The organism is Serratia sp. PAMC26656 (assembly GCF_016469055.2).
GTDB classification, from domain to species: domain Bacteria; phylum Pseudomonadota; class Gammaproteobacteria; order Enterobacterales; family Enterobacteriaceae; genus Serratia; species Serratia plymuthica.
In genome coordinates this window covers 186,462-204,531 of the sequence record NZ_CP150486.1, presented here as the reverse complement: position 1 = coordinate 204,531, position 18,070 = coordinate 186,462, and the positions used below count along the sequence as shown (strand labels likewise).

Below are 18,070 nucleotides of genomic sequence, written 5' to 3'. Positions count from 1 at the left end.
TGAAAAAACTCAGGTAAAGGGGGACGGGCCAGCTTACCGGCCCGCGGGCGCAGCATGCTGCACCCTACCCTGATTATTATGGCTTATTTAATCGGTGTTGATGTGCCGTCTGCATGCCACTCAAACACGCCGAACTCGAAACCTTTCAGATCGCCCTTCTCATCCCAGCTCAGCGGCCCCATCACGGTGTCCACCGGCTTGCCGGTTTTCAGATCCTTGACGATGTCGGCCGGCTCCTGGCTGCCGCTGCGCTCCATCCCGGTAGTCAAAGATTGCAACGCTGCGTAAGTGGTCCAGACGAACGGCCCGGTAGGATCCAGCTTCTTGGCTTTCAGTGCATCCACAACAGGTTTGTTGGCAGGTACCTGATCGTAACGTTTAGGCAGGGTCACAAGCATGCCTTCTGAGGCGGCACCGGCAATGTTGGACAGCGAGGAGTTGCCCACGCCCTCTGGCCCCATAAAGCGGGTGGTCAGGCCTGCCTGTTTCGCCTGGCGCAGGATCTGCCCCATTTCCGGGTAGTAGCCGCCGAAGTATACGAAATCGACGTTTTCTTTCTTCAGGCGCGCCACCAGAGTGGAGAAATCTTTATCACCGGCGGTGATGCCTTCAAACATCACCACGTCGGTACCCTGTTTTTTCAGGCTGTCGCGCACCGAGCGCGCCAGGCCTTCGCCATACTGCTGCTTGTCGTGGACCACGGCAATACGCTTGGGTTTGATCTCGCTGAGGATGTATTTCGCCGCAGTCGGGCCCTGATCGGAATCCAGCCCGGTGGTGCGCATGATCATCTTGTAACCACGGGTGGTCAGATCGGCGTTGGTGGCCGCCGGGGTAATCATGATCACGCCTTCGTCTTCATAGATATCGGAGGCCGGTTGAGTCGAGGACGAGCACAGGTGGCCGATCACATAGCGAATACCGTCGTTAATCACCTTGTTGGCAACCGCAACGGCCTGTTTTGGATCGCAGGCGTCATCGTATTCTACGCCGACCAGCTTATCGCCCTTGATGCCGCCCTTGGCGTTGATATCGGCAATCGCCTGACGGGCACCGGTAAATTCCATATCGCCATACTGCGCGACCGGGCCGGACATCGCGCCCACGATCGCCACCTTGATGTCTTTCGCCATTGCCGAATGACCGATAGCCATCGCAATACAACCCGCCAACAGCGCCTTACCTTTTGTTAATTTCATTCGCAAATCCCCATCTGTCGTTGTGAACGTACCTGTTGTGTTTGCCTGCACCTGACCCTTATTTACTGCTTTTATTCATAAGTAATAATGATTTAGGTGATTTTATGGCAATATTTTCTAATAAGACTTTATTTTTCATACCATTAAACAGGAATTTTCTGCTGCAAATCAACTTGAACAATCAGAAACAAGCGGTGTAAACAGGATAAAATCCGGATTAAATCTGCGCTGTTTTGCATCAGGCGCAGCGCGTTATGCTGGTTATTGATCCATTAACAATTCATTTACTCGGAAAATGAGTGCTGCAAAAAACATTTTGCGCAGTAATCGTACAGAAAAACTTACACAACGCTCTGCGCAAGATCTATTACACTGTCGGCATCGATTAGCCGTTCGGAAATTCTGCATGAAACTGACTATTGAGCGATTAACCACGCTGTCCCCGCAAGACCTTATCGACCTCGGTAAAATCTGGCCGCAACAGCAGCCACAGCAATGGCAGAGCTGGCTGGACGACGATCGGGCCCTGTTCGCCGCGCGCTTCAACGAACGGCTGCTGGGTGCAGTGAAAATTGCGCTGGATGGCGATAACGCCCAACTGCAGGATTTGCTGGTGCGTGAAGTCACGCGCCGTCGTGGCGTCGGGCTGTATCTGGTGCAGGATGCGCAGCGCCAGCTACCGCAAGTCGCTCACTGGCAGCTTTCTACCGCCGGCCTGACGCCGCGCGAACGCGGTGAAGTGGATAACTTTATGCGCGCCTGCGGTTTCACCCAGCAAGGCGACCTCTGGCAAAAATGAAACGCGGGCTGATGGCGTTGCTGCTGTTGGCGCTGGCGTTAACGGCCTGGTTCGGCGGCCGTCACCAGGCGTTACGGCTACCACAGCCCCGGGACAACCAGGTTTATATCTGGCAGCGGGTCTGGACGCCGCAACACGCCACTGCGCTGGCGCAAAGCCGTGACCTGTTCTCTACCCTGCGTGTATTGGGTGCGCAAGCGCATCCGCGTGAAGGCTGGCGCGAAATCCCGGTCAATCTACCGCGGTTGCAACAGGATGGCCGCCCGCTGTGGCTGGTGGTCCGTTTGGATGGGCAACTGGCGCAACTCGATGCACCGGTTATTCGCCAGCGCCTGGTAAAACAGGCTCAGCAATGGCAGGCCGCCGGGTTGCAGGTGATCGGTGTCGAAATAGATCATGACGCCGCCACCGCTCGCCTGCCTGACTATCGCTATTTCTTGCAACAGCTGCGCCGACAGCTGCCTTCCTCCTTACAACTCGGCATTACCGCATTACCGGCCTGGATCGGCTCACCGGCACTGCCCGGCGTGTTGCAACAGGCAGACAGCTCGGTGTTGCAGGTACATGCGGTGCTCTCGCCGCAGCAGGGGCTGTTCGCTGCCCCACTGGCGCTGCGCTGGGTAAAACAGTATGCAAACATCACGTCCAAACCGTTCAGAGTGGCGCTGCCGGCCTACGGTATGGGCCTGCTGGGCGTTGATGCGCAGGGCGCACAGGTTGAGAGCGAAGCCTCACTGCGCGTGGCGGGCAATCCCCGTGAGCTGACGGTAGCGCCGCAACAAGTGGCCGACTTTCTGCAGCAATTAAACGCCCAGGCCACACCGCATCTGCGCGGCATTATCTGGTTCCGGCTGCCGCTGACGGGCGATCGCCGCGCCTGGTCGCTCAATACGCTGCGGGCGGTGATCGAGCAACAGCCGCTCAGCGTCAGTTGGCAGGTAAAATTTAGCCCTCAGCCACAGCAAAATGGGCTGTATGATCTGATAATTCATAATAACGGGCCGGTTGATGCCCCGCTGCCTCGTGAAATTACCGTCGCCGCCACGGACTGTCTGGCGGCGGACGCGGCGGGCAACTATCGGCTGGAAAGCGAGTCTCAGCGGCAACGCTTTGTCCTCATCAGCGGCGATCAGCTGCGCGCCGGGCAATCCCGGCCGCTGGGCTGGTTACGCTGCCAACAATTGACGCCAGGAGGCACTCTTGTCATACCCTGATGCACACGCGGTACGCAACCGCCACGGCCGGTATCTCCCACTCGCCGCCCTGATCGGCTCAGCGCTGGCGATGCCCATTAACGGTTTCGCCTGCGGGCCGGATTTTCCCAACCGCTTGCTGACCGATCGCAACGGTACCCTGCTGTATATGCCGGAAGGTAATTTTGCCTTTGAGGCCAGCCGCCTGGTCGCGGTAGATAATCAACTGCCGCGGTGGAAAGCGCCTCCACCGGCGACACCGCCGAAACCGATGCCGCTTTCACCGGAAACAATCATTATCGGCAAAATGCGCGCCGCCAAGACCGTCGAGGAGGCCGATGCGGTCAATTCTCAGGGGTTGTCAGACGCCGCACGCCTTTATCAACTCGGTGCCGTGGCCTTTGCCGGAGCGGATCCGCGTGCCGTAGAGTATTTCCAGCAGGTCTTGGCCCTGCCCGCAGCACAACAGGGCGACTGGGGACTTCGGGCGCAGTATTCGCTCGGACGGGTTCTGATGGATGACCACGGCACGCCGGAAAATGAGTCCGATACGCCGGCTCCGGCGGTTAAACGCCCGGCTAAGCCACAGTTAGAGCAGGCGCAGGCGGCTTTTCAGCAGGTGATTGACCGGGTTAAAGCCGGCGCTGCCGATCCTGATCAACTGGCGCTGAGCAGCCTGGGGCAGCAAGCGCGCATCCAACTGTGGCTGGGCAATATCGCCCCGGCGGCGCAACTGTACGCCCAGCAGGCGGCGCAGGGCGATCAAAACGGTGGGTTGTCGTTGCAGTACGTCTCCAGCTATCTGGTCAATCCTGACCACTTTGACGCGCTGAAACAGGCCATTAGCGATCCGGTGATCCAACAGCTGGTGACCATCGAACTCTTTGCGCGCGGCAGCAATTTGCAAATGTCGGATACCGATGCCACCGGCACCCGTTCGAAACAGATAGTCAGCCAAATTCTGACGCTGCTGAACGCCTCGGTGAAAAGCGGTTTCAGCGGCAGTGACCGGCTAGCGGCACTGGCTTATCGCGCCGGGCAATATCCCATGGCGGCCAGCTTGTTAAAACATGCCGGTGACAGCGGGCTGGCGTGGTGGCTGCGCGCCAAAATGGCGCTGCGCGACGGGGATGTTAAAACCGCTACCGCCGCCTATGCCAAAGCGGCGGCTGCCTTCCCCTCCAGTGAAAGCTGGGGCGAACAGCGCAATGCGGACTTTACGCCGGAAACCATCGTGCCCGAATGCCGGGTGGCCGGGGAGCAGGCGATCCTTGCCTTGGATCGCGGCGACTATCTGCAGGCGATGGATTTTCTGTATCGCGGCAAAGAGATTTATTGGGCGGATGTCGCCGACGTGGCCGAGCGGGTGCTGACGATCGACGAACTTAAAGGCTTCGTTGATAAACATGCGCCGGCGCCGGCAACGCCGCTGAAACCCGTCAATCCCGATGAGTACAACGGCCAGCAAATCACGGCGGATATCCAATTGCGGGAACTGCTGGCGCGGCGGCTGATGCGCGCCGGTCGGGCACAGGAGGCGATGGGTTACTTTGATATTCCGAACTACCGCCAGGTGGCGCAAGGGTATGCCGATACGCTGAAAACGGCACAGGACAAAACCGCCGACAAACTGGCGCGCGCCAAAGCCTATTATCAGGCGGCCACGCTACTGCGCACACAAGGGCTAACCTTCACCGGTTACGAGATGACGCCAGATTACGCGATTTATGACGCGGGTTATTCGTATCTGGGGGATGCCTTTGATACCCGCGAGCTGAAACACAAGAGTTGGATCAGCAGCGCCGAGACGGCGCGGGCCAAGGCGGCGCTGCCGGCACAAGACAATCGCTTCCTGCATTATCGCTGGCAGGCGGTCGACCTTGCCCAGCAAGCCGCCGATTTGTTGCCGCCCAAGAGCCAGGCGTATGCTGCCGTGCTATGCAATGCCGCCGGTTGGGTTATTAAACGCGACGCGAAAACCGGCCAAGCGCTGTATCAACGCTATATCAACACCGGCACCCGTTATTCCTGGGCCAGCAAGTTTGGCTACGACTGCCCGGCGCCGGATTTTGCCGCCGCAGGCCAGTAAGGCCGAATTTCAGGCACAAAAAAACCCGTTCATTGCGGAACGGGTTTTTTAACGCTGACGCGGGATCAGGCTTCGATCGCCATTTTCAGTTTCTTCATGGCATTTTTTTCCAACTGGCGAACACGCTCAGCGGAAACGCCGTACTGATCGGCCAGTTCTTGCAGCGTGGACTTGTTATCGTCGTCCAGCCAACGGGCACGAATAATATGCTGGCTGCGCTCGTCCAGACCTTCCAGCGCATAGGCCAGTTTGTCTGCGGCGTTGCTTTCCCAGTTATCTTCCTCGATGCCTTCGGCGAAGTCCGAGCTTTTGTCCTGCAGGTACAGAACCGGCGCCATCGACTGACCGTCGCGCGCATCGTCGTCCGGCGTGGGATCGAAGGTCATATCCTGCGCCGCCATACGCGACTCCATCTCACGCACGTCTTTACTGGTCACACCCAGCTCGCGGGCCACCAGCTCCACCTCGTCCTGATTGAACCAGCCCAGACGCTGCTTGGTTTTACGCAGGTTAAAGAACAGCTTGCGCTGTGCTTTGGTGGTGGCAACCTTGACGATACGCCAGTTGCGCAGCACGTATTCGTGAATTTCTGCCTTGATCCAATGCACCGCAAAGGACACCAGACGCACACCAACTTCCGGGTTGAAGCGGCGTACAGCTTTCATCAGGCCGATATTACCTTCCTGAATCAGGTCTGCCTGCGGCAGGCCGTAACCAGAGTAATTACGGGCAATATGAGCGACAAAGCGCAGGTGAGACAGGATCAGCTGCTTAGCGGCTTCCAGATCGCCCTGATAATGCAGCCGTTCAGCCAGCTCCCGCTCTTCCTCTGCCGTCAGCATCGGATAGGTGTTGGCGGCCCGGAGATAGGCTTCCAAACTGCCCTGGGGCACTAAAGCTAAAGTTTGCATTTCTTTGGTCATTCAAACCCTCTCTTGAGAAAACAGGTCATGCAGGTGATGATTCACGGCGGGGAAAAGATTGATTTTACGGCAGTTGCTGTTGCAAAAGCGGTCCACACGCCGGGCACCCTAACATTTTGCTGCAAATTTTGACCGTGTTCCGCCCTATAAGTTCACTGTTTTTCGACAGCATTGCACATGACAATACGTGACGAAAGTTGAGACCGATAGGGAATTTGTGCGCTAAGAAGAGACTGGATGGTGCTTGCTTTACTGCCGGTAACTCTTCTCCCGCAACACGCTCGGAGCAGCAGAAGAAGAGTATACCAAAAAAACTTTATTGTGGTGTAAATCGGCGTAAATGTTGCACCGTCGCCAGCCAGGCGGCGATCCAGCCGATCATCGCGGAGATAATCAGCAGCAACAGCGCCTCATCCCACCCCAGCCCATGCAGGGTAAAGGTGGTGCCGAACACTTTTGCCACGCCGGTCACCACCGACTCCAGTTTCCACACCAGCGCCCCGGAGAGCAGCAGCGACAGCAGCGCGCCGAAAAAGCCCAGCATCGCTCCGCCGTTCAGGAATGGCCGCAGGATGAAGCCGTCGGTCGCGCCGATCAGCTTCATCACATTGATGGTGTCACGTCGGCTGAAGATGCTCAGACGCACGCTGTTGCCGATCACCAGGAAGACCGCCACAATCATCAGAACACCGATCATCGCCGCCACCTGGCCAACCAGCCCGGTGAGCGCCGCCAGGCGGGCAAACCAACTGTCATCCATCCGCACTTCGTCCACCCCCTGAACCGCCGCCACGCGATCGCGCAGGGTATTGAGGGTTTCCGAACTCTGGAAGCTCATCTTCGGCGTGATGATGGCCACGGCCGGCAACGGGTTCTCTTCCAGCATATCCAGCGCACCGCCGAAGCCGGACCAGTTGCGGAATTCGCCCCGGGCCTCTTCGCGCGACAGGTAATTCACCTTCTCTACGCCGGCTTCCGCCTTGATGGCGTCAAGCACTTTCACTGCGGCGTCATCATCGAGAGATTTATCCAGATACACCGTCAGCTGCGGCGTCGGATACCACTGGGTGGCTGCAGTGCTGACGTTTTTCCAGACGATATAACACACGCTCGGCAGCGTCAGGGAGATGGCGATCACCATCACCGTCAGCAGCGTCGCCAACGGTTGACGCAGCATGTCCTTGATGGCGTTCATCCAGGCATAGCGCCACTGTTCACGCCAGCCGCCACGCAGCGCCTTGCTCTTGGCGTTTTTTGCATTATTCGCCATGATGCGCTCCTCCAGCCATACGGCCCTGGCTCAGGCTCAGAATGCGGTAATTGCGACGGGCGATAAGCCCGGTGTCGTGAGTGGCCATCAGCACGGTAACGCCAACACGGTTAAATTCTTCAAACAGGCGCAGAATGCCCTCCGACAACGCATCATCCAGGTTACCGGTGGGTTCGTCCGCCAGCAGCACCGCCGGTTTGTTCACCACCGCACGGGCGATGCCCACGCGCTGCTGCTCACCGCCGGACAGCTGAATCGGGAAGTTTTTCGCTTTATCCAGCAACCCGACCTTGTCCAGCGCGGCGGATACGCGGCGGCGGATGTCTTCCGTGCTGGCACCGGCGATGATCAGCGGCATCGCCACGTTGTCATAGACCGTGCGATCCAGCAGCAGATGGTGATCCTGGAAAATCATGCCGATCTGACGACGCAGGAACGGCACCTCACTGTTTTTCAACCGGCTGATGTCGTGGCCACCAAACCAGATATGGCCGGCGCTTGGTCGTTCGATACCACAAATCAGTTTCAGCAGGGTACTCTTCCCCGCGCCGGAATGGCCGGTCAGAAACGCCATCTCCGCCGGGCGCAGATGGAAATCTACCCCCTGCAGTGCTTGCCGTCCGCCCAGATAAGCTTTACTGACCTGTTCAAAGCGAATCATCCGTATTAATCCTCTCGGGCAAAAAGTGCCTCAATAAAATCGTCGGCCTTAAATGGCCGCAAATCTTCGATACCTTCCCCAACGCCAATATAGCGAATCGGGATTTCGAACTGATCGGCAATGGCGAAGATCACCCCACCCTTGGCGGTACCGTCCAGTTTAGTCAGCGTGATACCGGTTAAGCCCACGGCTTCATTAAATAATTTCGCCTGGCTGACAGCATTCTGTCCGGTGCTGGCATCCAGAGTCAGCATAACCTCATGGGGGGCCTGGTCGTCCAGTTTTTTCATGACGCGGACGATCTTCTTCAGCTCTTCCATCAGGTGCGCCTTGTTTTGCAAGCGGCCGGCGGTATCTGCGAGCAGCACGTCAATACCACGCGCCTTGGCGGCCTGCACCGCGTCGTAGATCACCGAAGCGGAGTCTGCGCCGGTATGCTGCGCCACCACCGGAATACGGTTGCGTTCGCCCCACACCTGCAGTTGCTCCACCGCCGCCGCACGGAAGGTATCCCCCGCCGCCAGCATCACCGATTTGCCTTCCGCCTGGAACTGACGAGCCAGCTTGCCGATGGTGGTGGTTTTACCCACGCCGTTCACCCCAACCATCAGAATGACATAGGGGTTTTTACCGCCAACATCCAGAGGTTGTTCAACTTTAGTCAGAATTTCAGACATTTCCTCCTTCAGTTTGCCGTACAGCGCCTCGGCGTCTTTCAACTGCTTACGGCTGGCGTGCTGGGTCAGGGAGGTAATGATTTTACTGGTGGTTTCCACGCCGACGTCGGCAATCAGCAGCTGTTCTTCCAGCTCTTCAAACAGATCGTCGTCGATTTTCTTACCACGGAACAGGCCGATAAAACCGGAACCCAGGTTCTGCTTGGTTTTCACCAGGCTGCGTTTCAGACGGGCGAAGAAGCCTTCTTTGGTCGGGCGTTCCTGCTCTTGAGTTACCGCCGGGGCCAGCAGGTCCGCTTCCGCCGATTCAGGCTCTTGTTCTTCTATTGTTTCAGCCACGGCAGGGGCGATGATAACCGGCGCCAGCGCAACGCTGGCCGGCAGAGGCTCTGGCTCTGGCTCTGGCTCTGGCTCAACCGCAGTTTCAACCACTTCCGGCTCAGGCTCGACAGCAGGCGCAGATGCGATGAGTTCAGGTTCAACGGCAGGCACAGGGGCAATGATCGCCACCGGCTCGGCGATCTCTTCATTAACCGGCTGCTGCTGCGCCGCCACCTGCTCGGTGAGGGTAACCACCTCTTCCGCCAACGCTTGCGCCGGGGTGAAATGTTCAGCGACGACAGGTACGCTTTCGGCGATATGCTCGCCGGTCAGGCTGCCGTCCCATTCCCCTGGGGTATCAACGGAGGCGGCAGGTTCAGATTCCTGGGCGGGGAGCTTGTCGTCCAGCGGGGGGGTTACCGGTTCAACCGGTGTCTCCACGGCCTGATTTTCCGTCTGCTCTACCGACGGCTCAGGTTGCTGTTGCTCTTCTTCCTTCTGGCCGAAGCCCAGCCAAGAGAAAAACCCACGTTTCTTATCTTTTGCCATGTTATGACTCTACTCCGTACCGAAGGCTTGCTTATGCTGACAATAATCCGCCGAGTCTATCACTTTCCCTCGCGCAGCAACACGCATCCGGTATGCTTTCCACTGTGAAATCAGGCAACAAAGTTTTACCGTTCCCCCCGGCGCGTCTCACCGGTAGAATAGGTGCAACTTTTCGTTAACTCGTGCGGCCTCACGGCCAGAGAAAGAAATAAAGCAAACCTATGACAAGACTAACGCCACGGGCGTCGGCAAAAAAACCGCCCCAGGCCGCGGCCGGGCAGATCCGCATTATCGGTGGCCAATGGCGCGGGCGTAAACTGCCGGTGCCTAACAGCCCAGGGCTGCGCCCGACCACCGACCGCGTCCGCGAAACCCTGTTCAACTGGCTGGCGCCGGTCATTCAGGGCGCGCGCTGCCTGGACTGTTTTGCCGGCAGCGGCGCATTGGGGCTGGAGGCGCTGTCACGCTATGCCGGCAGCGCCACGCTGTTGGAGTTTGAACGCCCGGTAGCGCAGCAACTGGAGAAAAACCTGGCACTGCTGCAGGGTAAAGGCACGGTGGTCAACACCAACACGCTGAGCTGGTTGGCAGGCAACGGCCAGCCGTTTGACGTGGTGTTTCTCGATCCGCCGTTCCGCAAAGGGCTGCTGGCAGAAACCGTCACCCTGCTGGAACAGCAAGGTTGGCTGGCCGATGAGGCCTGGATTTACGTAGAGGCCGAAGCGGAAAGCGCTGCGGCTGACGTGCCGGCCAACTGGCAATTACACCGGGAAAAAGTCGCCGGTCAGGTGGCTTACCGGCTTTATGTTCGTTCGCAAGAGAAAACCAACAATGCTGATTAATCTGGGCCGCCTGCTGATGCTGTGCGTATGGGGCTTTCTGCTCTCCAATCTGTTCCACCCTTTTCCCAAGCCGCTGAAATATTTCATCGACGTGGCGCTGTTCTTTATGGTGGTGATGCACGGGCTGCAACTGGTGTTGCTGAAGTCTACCCAGCCGAAAGATCAGCCGATAAGCTACTGGCAGGAAGCCAAGATCTTCGTCTTTGGCGTCTTCGAGCTGCTGGCATGGCAGAAAAAACAGCCACCGATCAAAAGGAAATAGGTTATTGGGCGGTAAAGGAGACGAAGCGCGTGCCCTGCATGCTCAACGTGCCCTGCGCGCCCTTTTCGATCGGGTTGTATTGCCACTGTTTCAGCCGTAGCCGAATGTCCTCACCGCCGCGCAACGGGCTGAACACCACCTCATAATGCATCGGCTCATTGACCCTCTGTTCGCGCTGGCGCGAACGGGTGGCAGCCACGGGAAATTCGCGCTTGTCGCTAACCTTGACCTCTAAACTGCGCACCGGTGCGCGGTCATTTTCCGCCTCAACGCGGCGCTGGTTGAAGTAACGGTGCGTCGCCAGCACGGCGATCAACGCAATGACGGCGACAAAAAACAGCGGCGGCTTACTCATCTTTCTTCCCATTCCCTTCGCGGCTAAATCAGCGTAAACATAGCATTCTCAAGAAAGCATTGTCGATTGCAGGCGCGCTGCCTACACTGCACGTAGGAAGTGACACTGGTGACAATTTGGAGCCGAACTCTGCGGTTCCCATAATGAATAAGGAAGACACAATGAGTTGGCCGTTCCTTGCCGTATTCTTTTCCGGTTGGTTGTTCGTAGACGCCTCCTATCGCGGGCCACGCTGGCAGCGTTGGGTGTTTAAACCGCTTACTCTGCTGCTGCTGTTGCTGCTGGCCTGGCAAGCGCCGGTGCTGGGCGCCGCAGGGTATCTGATCGTCCTCGGCCTGGTGGCGACGCTGATCGCCGACGCCCTGCTGCTGCTGCCGCGTGAGCGCGTGTTGTACGCCATCGGCGCATTTTTCCTTTCGCACCTGCTTTATACCCTGAGCTTCGCCAGCCAGATGAGCTTCAGCCTGTTTTGGCCGCTGCCGCTGGCGCTGCTGATTATCGGCGCGTTGCTGCTGGCGACTATCTGGACCCGGCTGGAAGAGATGCGCTGGCCAATTGCCACCTACGTAGCGATGACATTGCTGATGGTGTGGCTGGCGGGCGAGCATTACTTTATGCGCAGCACCGATTTCAGTTTCTCGCTGTTGGCGGGTACCTCATTGCTGCTGCTGGCCAACGTGGTATGGCTGATTAACCGCTACCGTTTTAGTTTCCGGGCGGCGGATGCGCTGGTGGCGTTCTGCTACTTCTCCGGCCATTTCCTGATCGTACGTTCGTTGTACCTGTAAATGCCCAAGGTGGGTTCGGGCGACCGAACCCGTTTTATTACGCCAGCGCCTTCAGAGTCAGGCCGTCATCCGCCCCGAGTTGATTGCGGTAACTCTCGCCGTCGCGCGAAAAGAACGCCAGCGTACTGCCATCGGCCTGCAACAGGGCGATGCCATCCGGCGCCGGGCGCCAGCCGGCCACCTCCGCCGTAAACACCTTTTTCAGACAGTGCTGACTGTCCACCAACTGATAACCGTTGATTTCGCTTTGTTCGCCAGCCAAAAATTCAATCTGACACTGTTGTTCGGCATCGGCGATCAGCCACTGCCCCGCCAGCGACTTCGCGGAGGGAAGAACCAAACTGCTGGCCATAACTGCCCCCGTAACCATTATGTTCCCCGCCATGACGGCGGCACGCGCTAAGCTGCCTTTCATGTTAACTCCTGCATAACGTCCGGCCAGGCTGCACCGGACGTTACCCTCACTGTTAAACGATAAAATCAGTGGCGACGTCTACCTGTCCCACGATCTTCACCAGGACGTCCGGTGCCTGCTGGCCTCCGATATTCAGTGCCAAATCGCTGACGTTGTTTGACGCATTGTAAGACAGCAAGGCTTCGCCCGCTGCACCGCTGAAGTGATCGACGAAGTGGATCTGATCGCCGCCCTGCGCTCCTTGATTAAAGAACGACAGGTCGATTTTATCGGTACCTTTCTGGAAATCGCGGATCCAGTCAGCAGCGCCCGGCTTGGAATCGCTGACGGCGGCGAAGACAAAGGTATCTTTTCCGACGCCGCCCCACAGTTCATCGGCACCTGCACCGCCGAACAGAATGTCGCTGCCCGCGCCACCCTTCAGCACATTATTGGCCGCATTACCGACGATAACGTCGTTGCCCGAACCGCCAATGGCGTTCTCAATGGTGACGCCCGCCGCGATCGACACGTTACCTTTCAGCCCACCTACGTCCGAAAAGGATTTCTCGTTCAGATTGATGCGCTGGTTGGCCGTGTAGCCGGAGAAATCGAAGGTATCATTGCCGCCCGCATCCCAGGCCGCAAAGATCACTTTCTGCGCGTTGCCGGTGGTGCTGAGGAAATCGCGGCCGGTATTGGAGTTGAAGCCGTACACAGTGTCACCGGTACGGGTCGACAAGTTGGCACCGTACAGGTGCTGGATGGCGGTAATATCATCCAGCAACGGTGCCGCCGCGTAGTGTCCGCCGTTGTCACCACCGGTATTGGTTTCACTCCAATAGCTCATCAGGCTGAACTCGCGGGAATCCTCGCCGTATACAGCATCGCGGCTATAGCTTGGCACGCCTTCCCCGGCGTTGTATGGGCCCGGATGGCTCAGGCCCAACGCATGGCCAATCTCATGAGTGAACGTCTGGCGACCGTAATCTTCGCTTGCCGGATGTTGAATATTGGACTGATTAACGTTGTACCAGGTCTGGCCACCTACGTTCTGGCCCTGATAGACGGTATTCGGCAGGAGAGCGTAGGCCTGTGTTTCATAATCATATTGGCCAGTGTAATCCTTGCTGTAATTACCGAAGGTGATATTGGCCTTCTGATTGGCGGCCACTTCGGTGAAAGTGATATTCGCCACGTCAGACCAGGATTGCAGCGACAGCTTGGCCTGCTGCTGTTGCTCCGCGCTGAACTTGCTCAGCCCGGTATCGCCGCCAACGTTGCTGGAAGAAAACTTATAGTCCGGGAATGAGAACGTTAATTTAGCCGGTTGACCAAAAACCTTATAACCGTTCCAGGTTTGGTTCTCACGGGTAATAAACAGCCCAGCCTGTTCGGTAGAAAATGAATCCTTACCATTAACCTGAATCCCGTTGCCACGCTCGTGGTAATGCAACAGATCTTCTACAGCATTATAGCCGGAGCCGGTAGCGGCAAGACTGGATTCAGTAACTTCAATTGCCTTTTTAGTTGATTGCATTGGTTCGATTCCACTCATTATTTGATTGTTATCAATCAGACAGATAGACATAACCTGCCAGAAAGCCACGGCAGACGAATCACCGGCTTGCTGGAAGGGGCTTATGCGCCGTTACCGGCAGTGTGTTAGATAGAATTAATGCATATATATCAGTAAATAATATTACCAACAGAAATGGTAATCGATTCCAATTATAGGCAGACACTTAAAACTGAACACAAAATAATCAACTATATATTTTTATTACGAAAGATATTTGTGCTATTTTTTGATCACATTTACAAATCAAAGACAATCAATGACGCATAAGTTAGTCACAAACTTCAATAAGAATGCGGCCTGCAGACACAAGAGAATCATGCTGGCTGTTTTTAGAAAAATAATTAAATTTAACTACACCGTTATAGATTAATAACTCTTTATTATTAGCGGGTGAGCCTTTTTAGTTCCTGCGGGAATAACATTTTCTTTTTTTGCCTAATGGCCCCTGCGTCGCCCCACCGATTAATACTCGCCGGCAACGCCGATAAAGTGAAATCGGCATGATTGGCAGAAAGAAACGGCCAATTTCCCCTCAGCTTTACAGTTAACAATAATTCTCATCCGGCGCTTGACTCTGGAGTTGACTCCAGGGTGTAGAGTCAGCGCAATGTAGATCATTAACTGCCCGGAGGGGGACGTTATGCATACCCATAAAAACCATAATCATCATGAACATAACCATGCAGAAGGTGCCTGCGGCTGCAATCACAGCCACGGTAAAACCCAGCACGGTTGCAGCAGCGAACAAAAAAACGGAACCGTTGAAACCAGTCTTGCTCATTCGCACGATCATGGCGCCAGCTGTTGCAGCACGGACGATCATGAGGATCCGGATGAGGAAAGCCACAGTCTGGCTGCCGTCCCTCCTTCCGGCAGCCAGCGTTACAGTTGGAAAGTCACCGGCATGGACTGCCCAAGCTGCGCAAAAAAAATAGAGAACGCCGTTACGGGCATTCCCGGCGTAGAAAACGCACGCGTGCTGTTCGCCACGGAAAAACTGGTGGTCGACGCCCAATCCGATATCAGTCTGCGCATCCAGGACGCGGTGAAACAAGCCGGCTTTACCCTGCTCGGCACCCAGGCAACCAAAGCCGAGTCGCCCAAGGCATCGCTCCTGAAGGAATTCGGCCCGCTGCTGTTGCTCACCACGCTGATGGTAGTCAGTTGGGTGCTCAATATGGTCAATCCTGAGCTGGGCCGCATTGCGTTTATCGCCACCACGCTGGTCGGCCTGGCGCCGGTCGCTGCCAAGGCGCTGCGGCTGATCCGCTCCGGTACGCCGTTTGCCATTGAAACGCTGATGAGCGTGGCGGCAATAGGCGCGCTGTTTATCGGCGCTACCGCCGAAGCGGCCATGGTGCTGCTGCTGTTTATGGTTGGCGAGCTGCTGGAATCCTACGCCGCCAACCGCGCCCGCCGTGGCGTGACGGCATTGATGGAGCTGGTGCCGGAAGATGCGCTACTGCTGCAAGGATCTGAGCGTAAACGCGTGCCGGTCACCAGCCTGCGCCCCGGCGATGTGATTGAAATTGCCCCCGGCGGCCGCCTTCCGGCCGATGCCGAACTGCTCAACCCGTTCGCCAGTTTCGACGAAAGCACCCTGACCGGCGAATCGGTGCCGGTCGAACGTCAGCAGGGCCAGAAAGTCGCGGCGGGTAGCCTGTCGGTCGATCAGGCCGCGCAGATGAAGGTGATTTCCGAGCCGGGCAAAAACGCCATCGACCGCATTCTGCAGTTGATCGAAGAGGCCGAAGAACGCCGTGCGCCTATCGAACGTTTCCTTGACCGGTTCAGCAGTTATTACACGCCAGCGATTATGCTGCTGGCCGTTGCGGTGATCCTGGTGCCACCGCTGCTGCTGTCACAGCCCTGGGATATCTGGATTTACCGTGGCCTGACCCTGCTGCTTATCGGCTGTCCTTGTGCGCTGGTCATCTCCACTCCGGCGGCGATTACCTCCGGGCTGGCGGCGGCCACTCGGCGCGGCGCCCTGATTAAAGGCGGCGCGGCGCTGGAACAGCTGGGCCAGGTGCAAACCATCGCCTTCGATAAGACCGGCACGCTGACGGAAGGCAAACCCAGGGTCACGGATGTATTGCCGATCAACGGTATCAGCGAACAGCAGTTGCTGACCCTGGCCGCTGCGGTAGAAACCGGCTCCCACCATCCGCTGGCGCAGGCAATTATCAAACGGGCCGAGCAGTATGGCGCGCCTCTGCCGCCGGCTCAGGCGCGTCGCGCTCTGGCGGGAGTTGGGGTGGAAGGCGTGGTTGACGGCAAAACTCTGTTGATCAGCGCGCCGGGTAAGCTGGCGGCAGGCCAGCTCGACGCCTTGTTGCAAAGCCAGGTAGAAAAACTGGAAAACGCCGGCAAAACGGCAGTGGTGGTGTTGGAAAGCGGTGTAGCGATCGGCCTGCTGGCACTGCGTGATACGTTGCGTAGCGACGCCAAACAGGCCATTGCCGAACTGAACGCACTGGGGATCCACGGGGTGATGTTGACCGGCGATAACCCGCGTGCGGCAGCGGCGATTGCCGCGGAACTGGGGATCGATTACCGAGCCGGGCTGCTGCCGGAAGATAAAGTGAAAGCGGTAACCGAATTGAGCGAACTGCGCCCGACGGCGATGATCGGTGACGGCATCAACGATGCGCCGGCGATGAAAGCCTCCAGCATCGGCATCGCCATGGGCAGCGGCACCGACGTGGCGCTGGAAACCGCCGATGCGGCGCTGACCCATAATCGGCTGGTCGGTGTGGCAGAAATGATCCGCATCTCACGCGCTACCCACGCCAATATCCGGCAAAACATCACCATTGCGCTGGGGCTGAAAGGGATATTCCTGATCACCACACTGCTGGGGATGACCGGGTTGTGGCTGGCGGTGCTGGCGGACTCTGGCGCTACCGCGCTGGTCACCGCCAACGCACTGCGCTTGCTGAAGAAACGCAACTAGGCAACGGCATACCTCAGGGGTGAATCAATTCCCCCTGAGGTGCAACTCACATCGATCAGACGCCCTTGCGTAACAGGTAGCGGTACGGTGCCTTGTCGGTTTCCTGCGCCACCAGCGTGTGCTCCATAAAGCGGCAGAAGCCCGGAATGTCGCGGGTGGTGGCCGGATCATCGGCAATAATCAACAGGGTTTGACCGTCATCCATATGGCGTACGGTCTTGCGCACCATCATCACCGGTTCCGGACAGCGCAGCCCCAGCGCGTCAAGCGTCTGGTCTGCCTGGGAAAATAAGTCAGTCATGCAATTTTTCTCGATCAAAAGCGATCGGCGAACGCCCGCCGCATCTCATTGGCGCCTAGTTTACGCCGGTAGTTTTTCTGCGCAAGATACGTTAACGTTTGCGTTAAATTTAGCCATTGCATTGGTTGCGCAAACACGTATCATGCCGCCGCGCAGCGCATTTTGCTGTTGCGACAAGAAACTCTGGGTTCCCTCACCCCACGACTAAAAAGGCTACAACATGTATTCGTTTACCGCTCAGCAGCGCCTCACCGCGTTGGTCTGGCTATCGCTGTTCCATATTGTCATCATTACCTCCAGTAACTACCTGGTGCAGTTGCCGATTACCGTTTTCGGTTTCCATACCACCTGGGGGGCCTTTACCTTTCCGTTCATCTTCCTGGCAACCGATCTGACGGTGCGTATTTTCGGTGCCCCGCTGGCACGGCGTATCATTCTTTCGGTAATGGTCCCGGCGCTGTTCATCTCATACGTGATTTCTACCGTCACCTATCAGGGCGAATGGCAGGGCTTTGCCGCGTTGGGCAGCTTTAACCTGTTTGTGGCACGTATCGCCATCGCCAGCTTTATGGCTTACGTGCTCGGTCAGATCCTCGACGTACACGTTTTCAACCGGCTGCGCCAACGCAGCGCCTGGTGGGTTGCTCCTGCTGCGGCAATGTTCCTCGGCAATATCAGCGATACCCTGTCGTTCTTCTTTATTGCGTTTTATAAGAGCAGCGATGCCTTTATGGCCAATAACTGGGTGGAGATCGCGCTGGTGGATTACAGCTTCAAGGTTCTGATCTGCCTGCTGTTCTTCCTGCCGATGTACGGCGTACTCCTGAATATGCTGCTTAAGCGCATTGCCGTTCGCCGCAATGATGGCGACCTGCAAGCGAACTGAGCCGTGTTATCATTGGCGGCCTG

The 18,070-nt window shown here is 57.2% G+C and carries 17 protein-coding genes; 8 read left to right on the top strand and 9 right to left on the bottom strand.

Features of this window, described 5'->3' with window-relative positions:
* Positions 1 to 83: 83 nt before the first annotated feature.
* A complete protein-coding gene (locus JEM67_RS01440) occupies positions 84 to 1,199 on the bottom strand; it encodes a branched-chain amino acid ABC transporter substrate-binding protein (RefSeq protein ID WP_013811084.1) in 1,116 nt (371 codons plus the stop codon).
* Between the two features lie 406 nt (positions 1,200 to 1,605).
* Between JEM67_RS01440 and panM the strand changes: the two genes are divergently transcribed.
* From panM to JEM67_RS01425, 3 genes are read left to right on the top strand one after another with little or no spacing between them, the layout of a single operon-like run.
* Positions 1,606 to 1,998 carry an aspartate 1-decarboxylase autocleavage activator PanM gene (gene panM, locus JEM67_RS01435; RefSeq protein WP_013811083.1) on the top strand — a complete coding sequence of 131 codons (393 nt, stop codon included), beginning with the start codon at positions 1,606 to 1,608 and terminating at the stop codon, positions 1,996 to 1,998.
* Positions 1,995 to 3,212, top strand: a complete 1,218-nt coding sequence (locus JEM67_RS01430; protein ID WP_199636474.1) for a DUF3142 domain-containing protein — start codon at positions 1,995 to 1,997, stop codon at positions 3,210 to 3,212. The genes panM and JEM67_RS01430 overlap by 4 nt, the downstream gene beginning before the upstream one ends.
* Positions 3,199 to 5,280 (top strand): hypothetical protein, encoded by a 2,082-nt coding sequence (locus JEM67_RS01425; RefSeq protein WP_199636473.1) that lies wholly within the window; start codon positions 3,199 to 3,201, stop codon positions 5,278 to 5,280. Before JEM67_RS01430 ends, JEM67_RS01425 begins: the two co-directional genes overlap by 14 nt.
* 65 nt (positions 5,281 to 5,345) lie before the next feature.
* On the opposite strand, the gene rpoH is transcribed toward JEM67_RS01425, so the two are convergent.
* From rpoH to ftsY, 4 genes are all read right to left on the bottom strand, one after another.
* A complete protein-coding gene (rpoH, locus tag JEM67_RS01420; RefSeq protein WP_199636472.1) occupies positions 5,346 to 6,203 on the bottom strand; it encodes an RNA polymerase sigma factor RpoH in 858 nt (285 codons plus the stop codon).
* A gap of 316 nt (positions 6,204 to 6,519) precedes the next feature.
* A complete protein-coding gene (gene ftsX, locus JEM67_RS01415; RefSeq protein ID WP_006323072.1) occupies positions 6,520 to 7,473 on the bottom strand; it encodes a permease-like cell division protein FtsX in 954 nt (317 codons plus the stop codon).
* Positions 7,463 to 8,134, bottom strand: a complete 672-nt coding sequence (gene ftsE, locus JEM67_RS01410) for a cell division ATP-binding protein FtsE (RefSeq protein ID WP_004950974.1) — start codon at positions 8,132 to 8,134, stop codon at positions 7,463 to 7,465. Before ftsE ends, ftsX begins: the two co-directional genes overlap by 11 nt.
* 5 nt (positions 8,135 to 8,139) lie before the next feature.
* Complete coding sequence (gene ftsY / locus JEM67_RS01405) at positions 8,140 to 9,681, bottom strand: signal recognition particle-docking protein FtsY (protein ID WP_199636470.1); 1,542 nt, start codon at positions 9,679 to 9,681, stop codon at positions 8,140 to 8,142.
* A gap of 221 nt (positions 9,682 to 9,902) precedes the next feature.
* On the opposite strand from ftsY, the gene rsmD reads away from it, so the two are divergent.
* Together rsmD and JEM67_RS01395 are read left to right on the top strand one after the other, a co-directional pair.
* Complete coding sequence (gene rsmD, locus JEM67_RS01400) at positions 9,903 to 10,523, top strand: 16S rRNA (guanine(966)-N(2))-methyltransferase (RefSeq protein ID WP_062791193.1); 621 nt, start codon at positions 9,903 to 9,905, stop codon at positions 10,521 to 10,523.
* On the top strand, positions 10,513 to 10,785 hold the full coding sequence (locus JEM67_RS01395; protein WP_006323063.1) for a DUF1145 family protein: 273 nt from the start codon (positions 10,513 to 10,515) through the stop codon (positions 10,783 to 10,785). Before rsmD ends, JEM67_RS01395 begins: the two co-directional genes overlap by 11 nt.
* A gap of 1 nt (position 10,786) precedes the next feature.
* On the opposite strand, the gene JEM67_RS01390 is transcribed toward JEM67_RS01395, so the two are convergent.
* Complete coding sequence (locus JEM67_RS01390) at positions 10,787 to 11,140, bottom strand: DUF2500 domain-containing protein (protein WP_199636469.1); 354 nt, start codon at positions 11,138 to 11,140, stop codon at positions 10,787 to 10,789.
* A 161-nt stretch (positions 11,141 to 11,301) separates the two neighbouring features.
* Between JEM67_RS01390 and JEM67_RS01385 the strand changes: the two genes are divergently transcribed.
* The gene (locus JEM67_RS01385; RefSeq protein ID WP_004950964.1) at positions 11,302 to 11,928 is read left to right on the top strand and encodes a lysoplasmalogenase; all 627 of its coding nucleotides are present in this window, start codon (positions 11,302 to 11,304) and stop codon (positions 11,926 to 11,928) included.
* A gap of 37 nt (positions 11,929 to 11,965) precedes the next feature.
* Here JEM67_RS01385 and JEM67_RS01380 read toward each other — a convergent pair whose 3' ends face one another.
* Positions 11,966 to 12,343 carry an AprI/Inh family metalloprotease inhibitor gene (locus JEM67_RS01380; RefSeq protein ID WP_013811076.1) on the bottom strand — a complete coding sequence of 126 codons (378 nt, stop codon included), beginning with the start codon at positions 12,341 to 12,343 and terminating at the stop codon, positions 11,966 to 11,968.
* Between the two features lie 52 nt (positions 12,344 to 12,395).
* A complete protein-coding gene (locus JEM67_RS01375; protein ID WP_199636468.1) occupies positions 12,396 to 13,862 on the bottom strand; it encodes a serralysin family metalloprotease in 1,467 nt (488 codons plus the stop codon).
* Positions 13,863 to 14,544: 682 nt separating this feature from the next.
* On the opposite strand from JEM67_RS01375, the gene JEM67_RS01370 reads away from it, so the two are divergent.
* Positions 14,545 to 16,860: a zinc/cadmium/mercury/lead-transporting ATPase gene (locus tag JEM67_RS01370; protein ID WP_199636466.1), complete on the top strand. Its 2,316-nt coding sequence runs from the start codon at positions 14,545 to 14,547 to the stop codon at positions 16,858 to 16,860.
* 55 nt (positions 16,861 to 16,915) lie between these two features.
* Here the strand turns inward: JEM67_RS01370 and tusA are convergent, their stop codons facing one another.
* A complete protein-coding gene (gene tusA / locus JEM67_RS01365; protein ID WP_199636465.1) occupies positions 16,916 to 17,161 on the bottom strand; it encodes a sulfurtransferase TusA in 246 nt (81 codons plus the stop codon).
* A 220-nt stretch (positions 17,162 to 17,381) separates the two neighbouring features.
* Here tusA and JEM67_RS01360 point away from each other — a divergent pair, with 220 nt between their 5' ends.
* Positions 17,382 to 18,047 (top strand): 7-cyano-7-deazaguanine/7-aminomethyl-7-deazaguanine transporter, encoded by a 666-nt coding sequence (locus tag JEM67_RS01360; RefSeq protein ID WP_013811072.1) that lies wholly within the window; start codon positions 17,382 to 17,384, stop codon positions 18,045 to 18,047.
* Positions 18,048 to 18,070: the final 23 nt, after the last annotated feature.

Excerpts from the sequence above, each read along its gene's own strand:
- JEM67_RS01370 (WP_199636466.1), top strand. The coding sequence starts at position 14,545 with ATGCATACCCATAAAAACCATAATCATCATGAACATAACCATGCAGAA.
- JEM67_RS01385 (WP_004950964.1), top strand. The coding sequence starts at position 11,302 with ATGAGTTGGCCGTTCCTTGCCGTATTCTTTTCCGGTTGGTTGTTCGTA.
- ftsY (WP_199636470.1), bottom strand. The coding sequence starts at position 9,681 with ATGGCAAAAGATAAGAAACGTGGGTTTTTCTCTTGGCTGGGCTTCGGC.
- JEM67_RS01360 (WP_013811072.1), top strand. The coding sequence starts at position 17,382 with ATGTATTCGTTTACCGCTCAGCAGCGCCTCACCGCGTTGGTCTGGCTA.
- JEM67_RS01440 (WP_013811084.1), bottom strand. The coding sequence starts at position 1,199 with ATGAAATTAACAAAAGGTAAGGCGCTGTTGGCGGGTTGTATTGCGATG.
- rpoH (WP_199636472.1), bottom strand. The coding sequence starts at position 6,203 with ATGACCAAAGAAATGCAAACTTTAGCTTTAGTGCCCCAGGGCAGTTTG.
- tusA (WP_199636465.1), bottom strand. The coding sequence starts at position 17,161 with ATGACTGACTTATTTTCCCAGGCAGACCAGACGCTTGACGCGCTGGGG.
- JEM67_RS01375 (WP_199636468.1), bottom strand. The coding sequence starts at position 13,862 with ATGCAATCAACTAAAAAGGCAATTGAAGTTACTGAATCCAGTCTTGCC.
- JEM67_RS01395 (WP_006323063.1), top strand. The coding sequence starts at position 10,513 with ATGCTGATTAATCTGGGCCGCCTGCTGATGCTGTGCGTATGGGGCTTT.
- rsmD (WP_062791193.1), top strand. The coding sequence starts at position 9,903 with ATGACAAGACTAACGCCACGGGCGTCGGCAAAAAAACCGCCCCAGGCC.
- JEM67_RS01430 (WP_199636474.1), top strand. The coding sequence starts at position 1,995 with ATGAAACGCGGGCTGATGGCGTTGCTGCTGTTGGCGCTGGCGTTAACG.
- ftsX (WP_006323072.1), bottom strand. The coding sequence starts at position 7,473 with ATGGCGAATAATGCAAAAAACGCCAAGAGCAAGGCGCTGCGTGGCGGC.
- panM (WP_013811083.1), top strand. The coding sequence starts at position 1,606 with ATGAAACTGACTATTGAGCGATTAACCACGCTGTCCCCGCAAGACCTT.
- JEM67_RS01380 (WP_013811076.1), bottom strand. The coding sequence starts at position 12,343 with ATGAAAGGCAGCTTAGCGCGTGCCGCCGTCATGGCGGGGAACATAATG.
- JEM67_RS01390 (WP_199636469.1), bottom strand. The coding sequence starts at position 11,140 with ATGAGTAAGCCGCCGCTGTTTTTTGTCGCCGTCATTGCGTTGATCGCC.
- ftsE (WP_004950974.1), bottom strand. The coding sequence starts at position 8,134 with ATGATTCGCTTTGAACAGGTCAGTAAAGCTTATCTGGGCGGACGGCAA.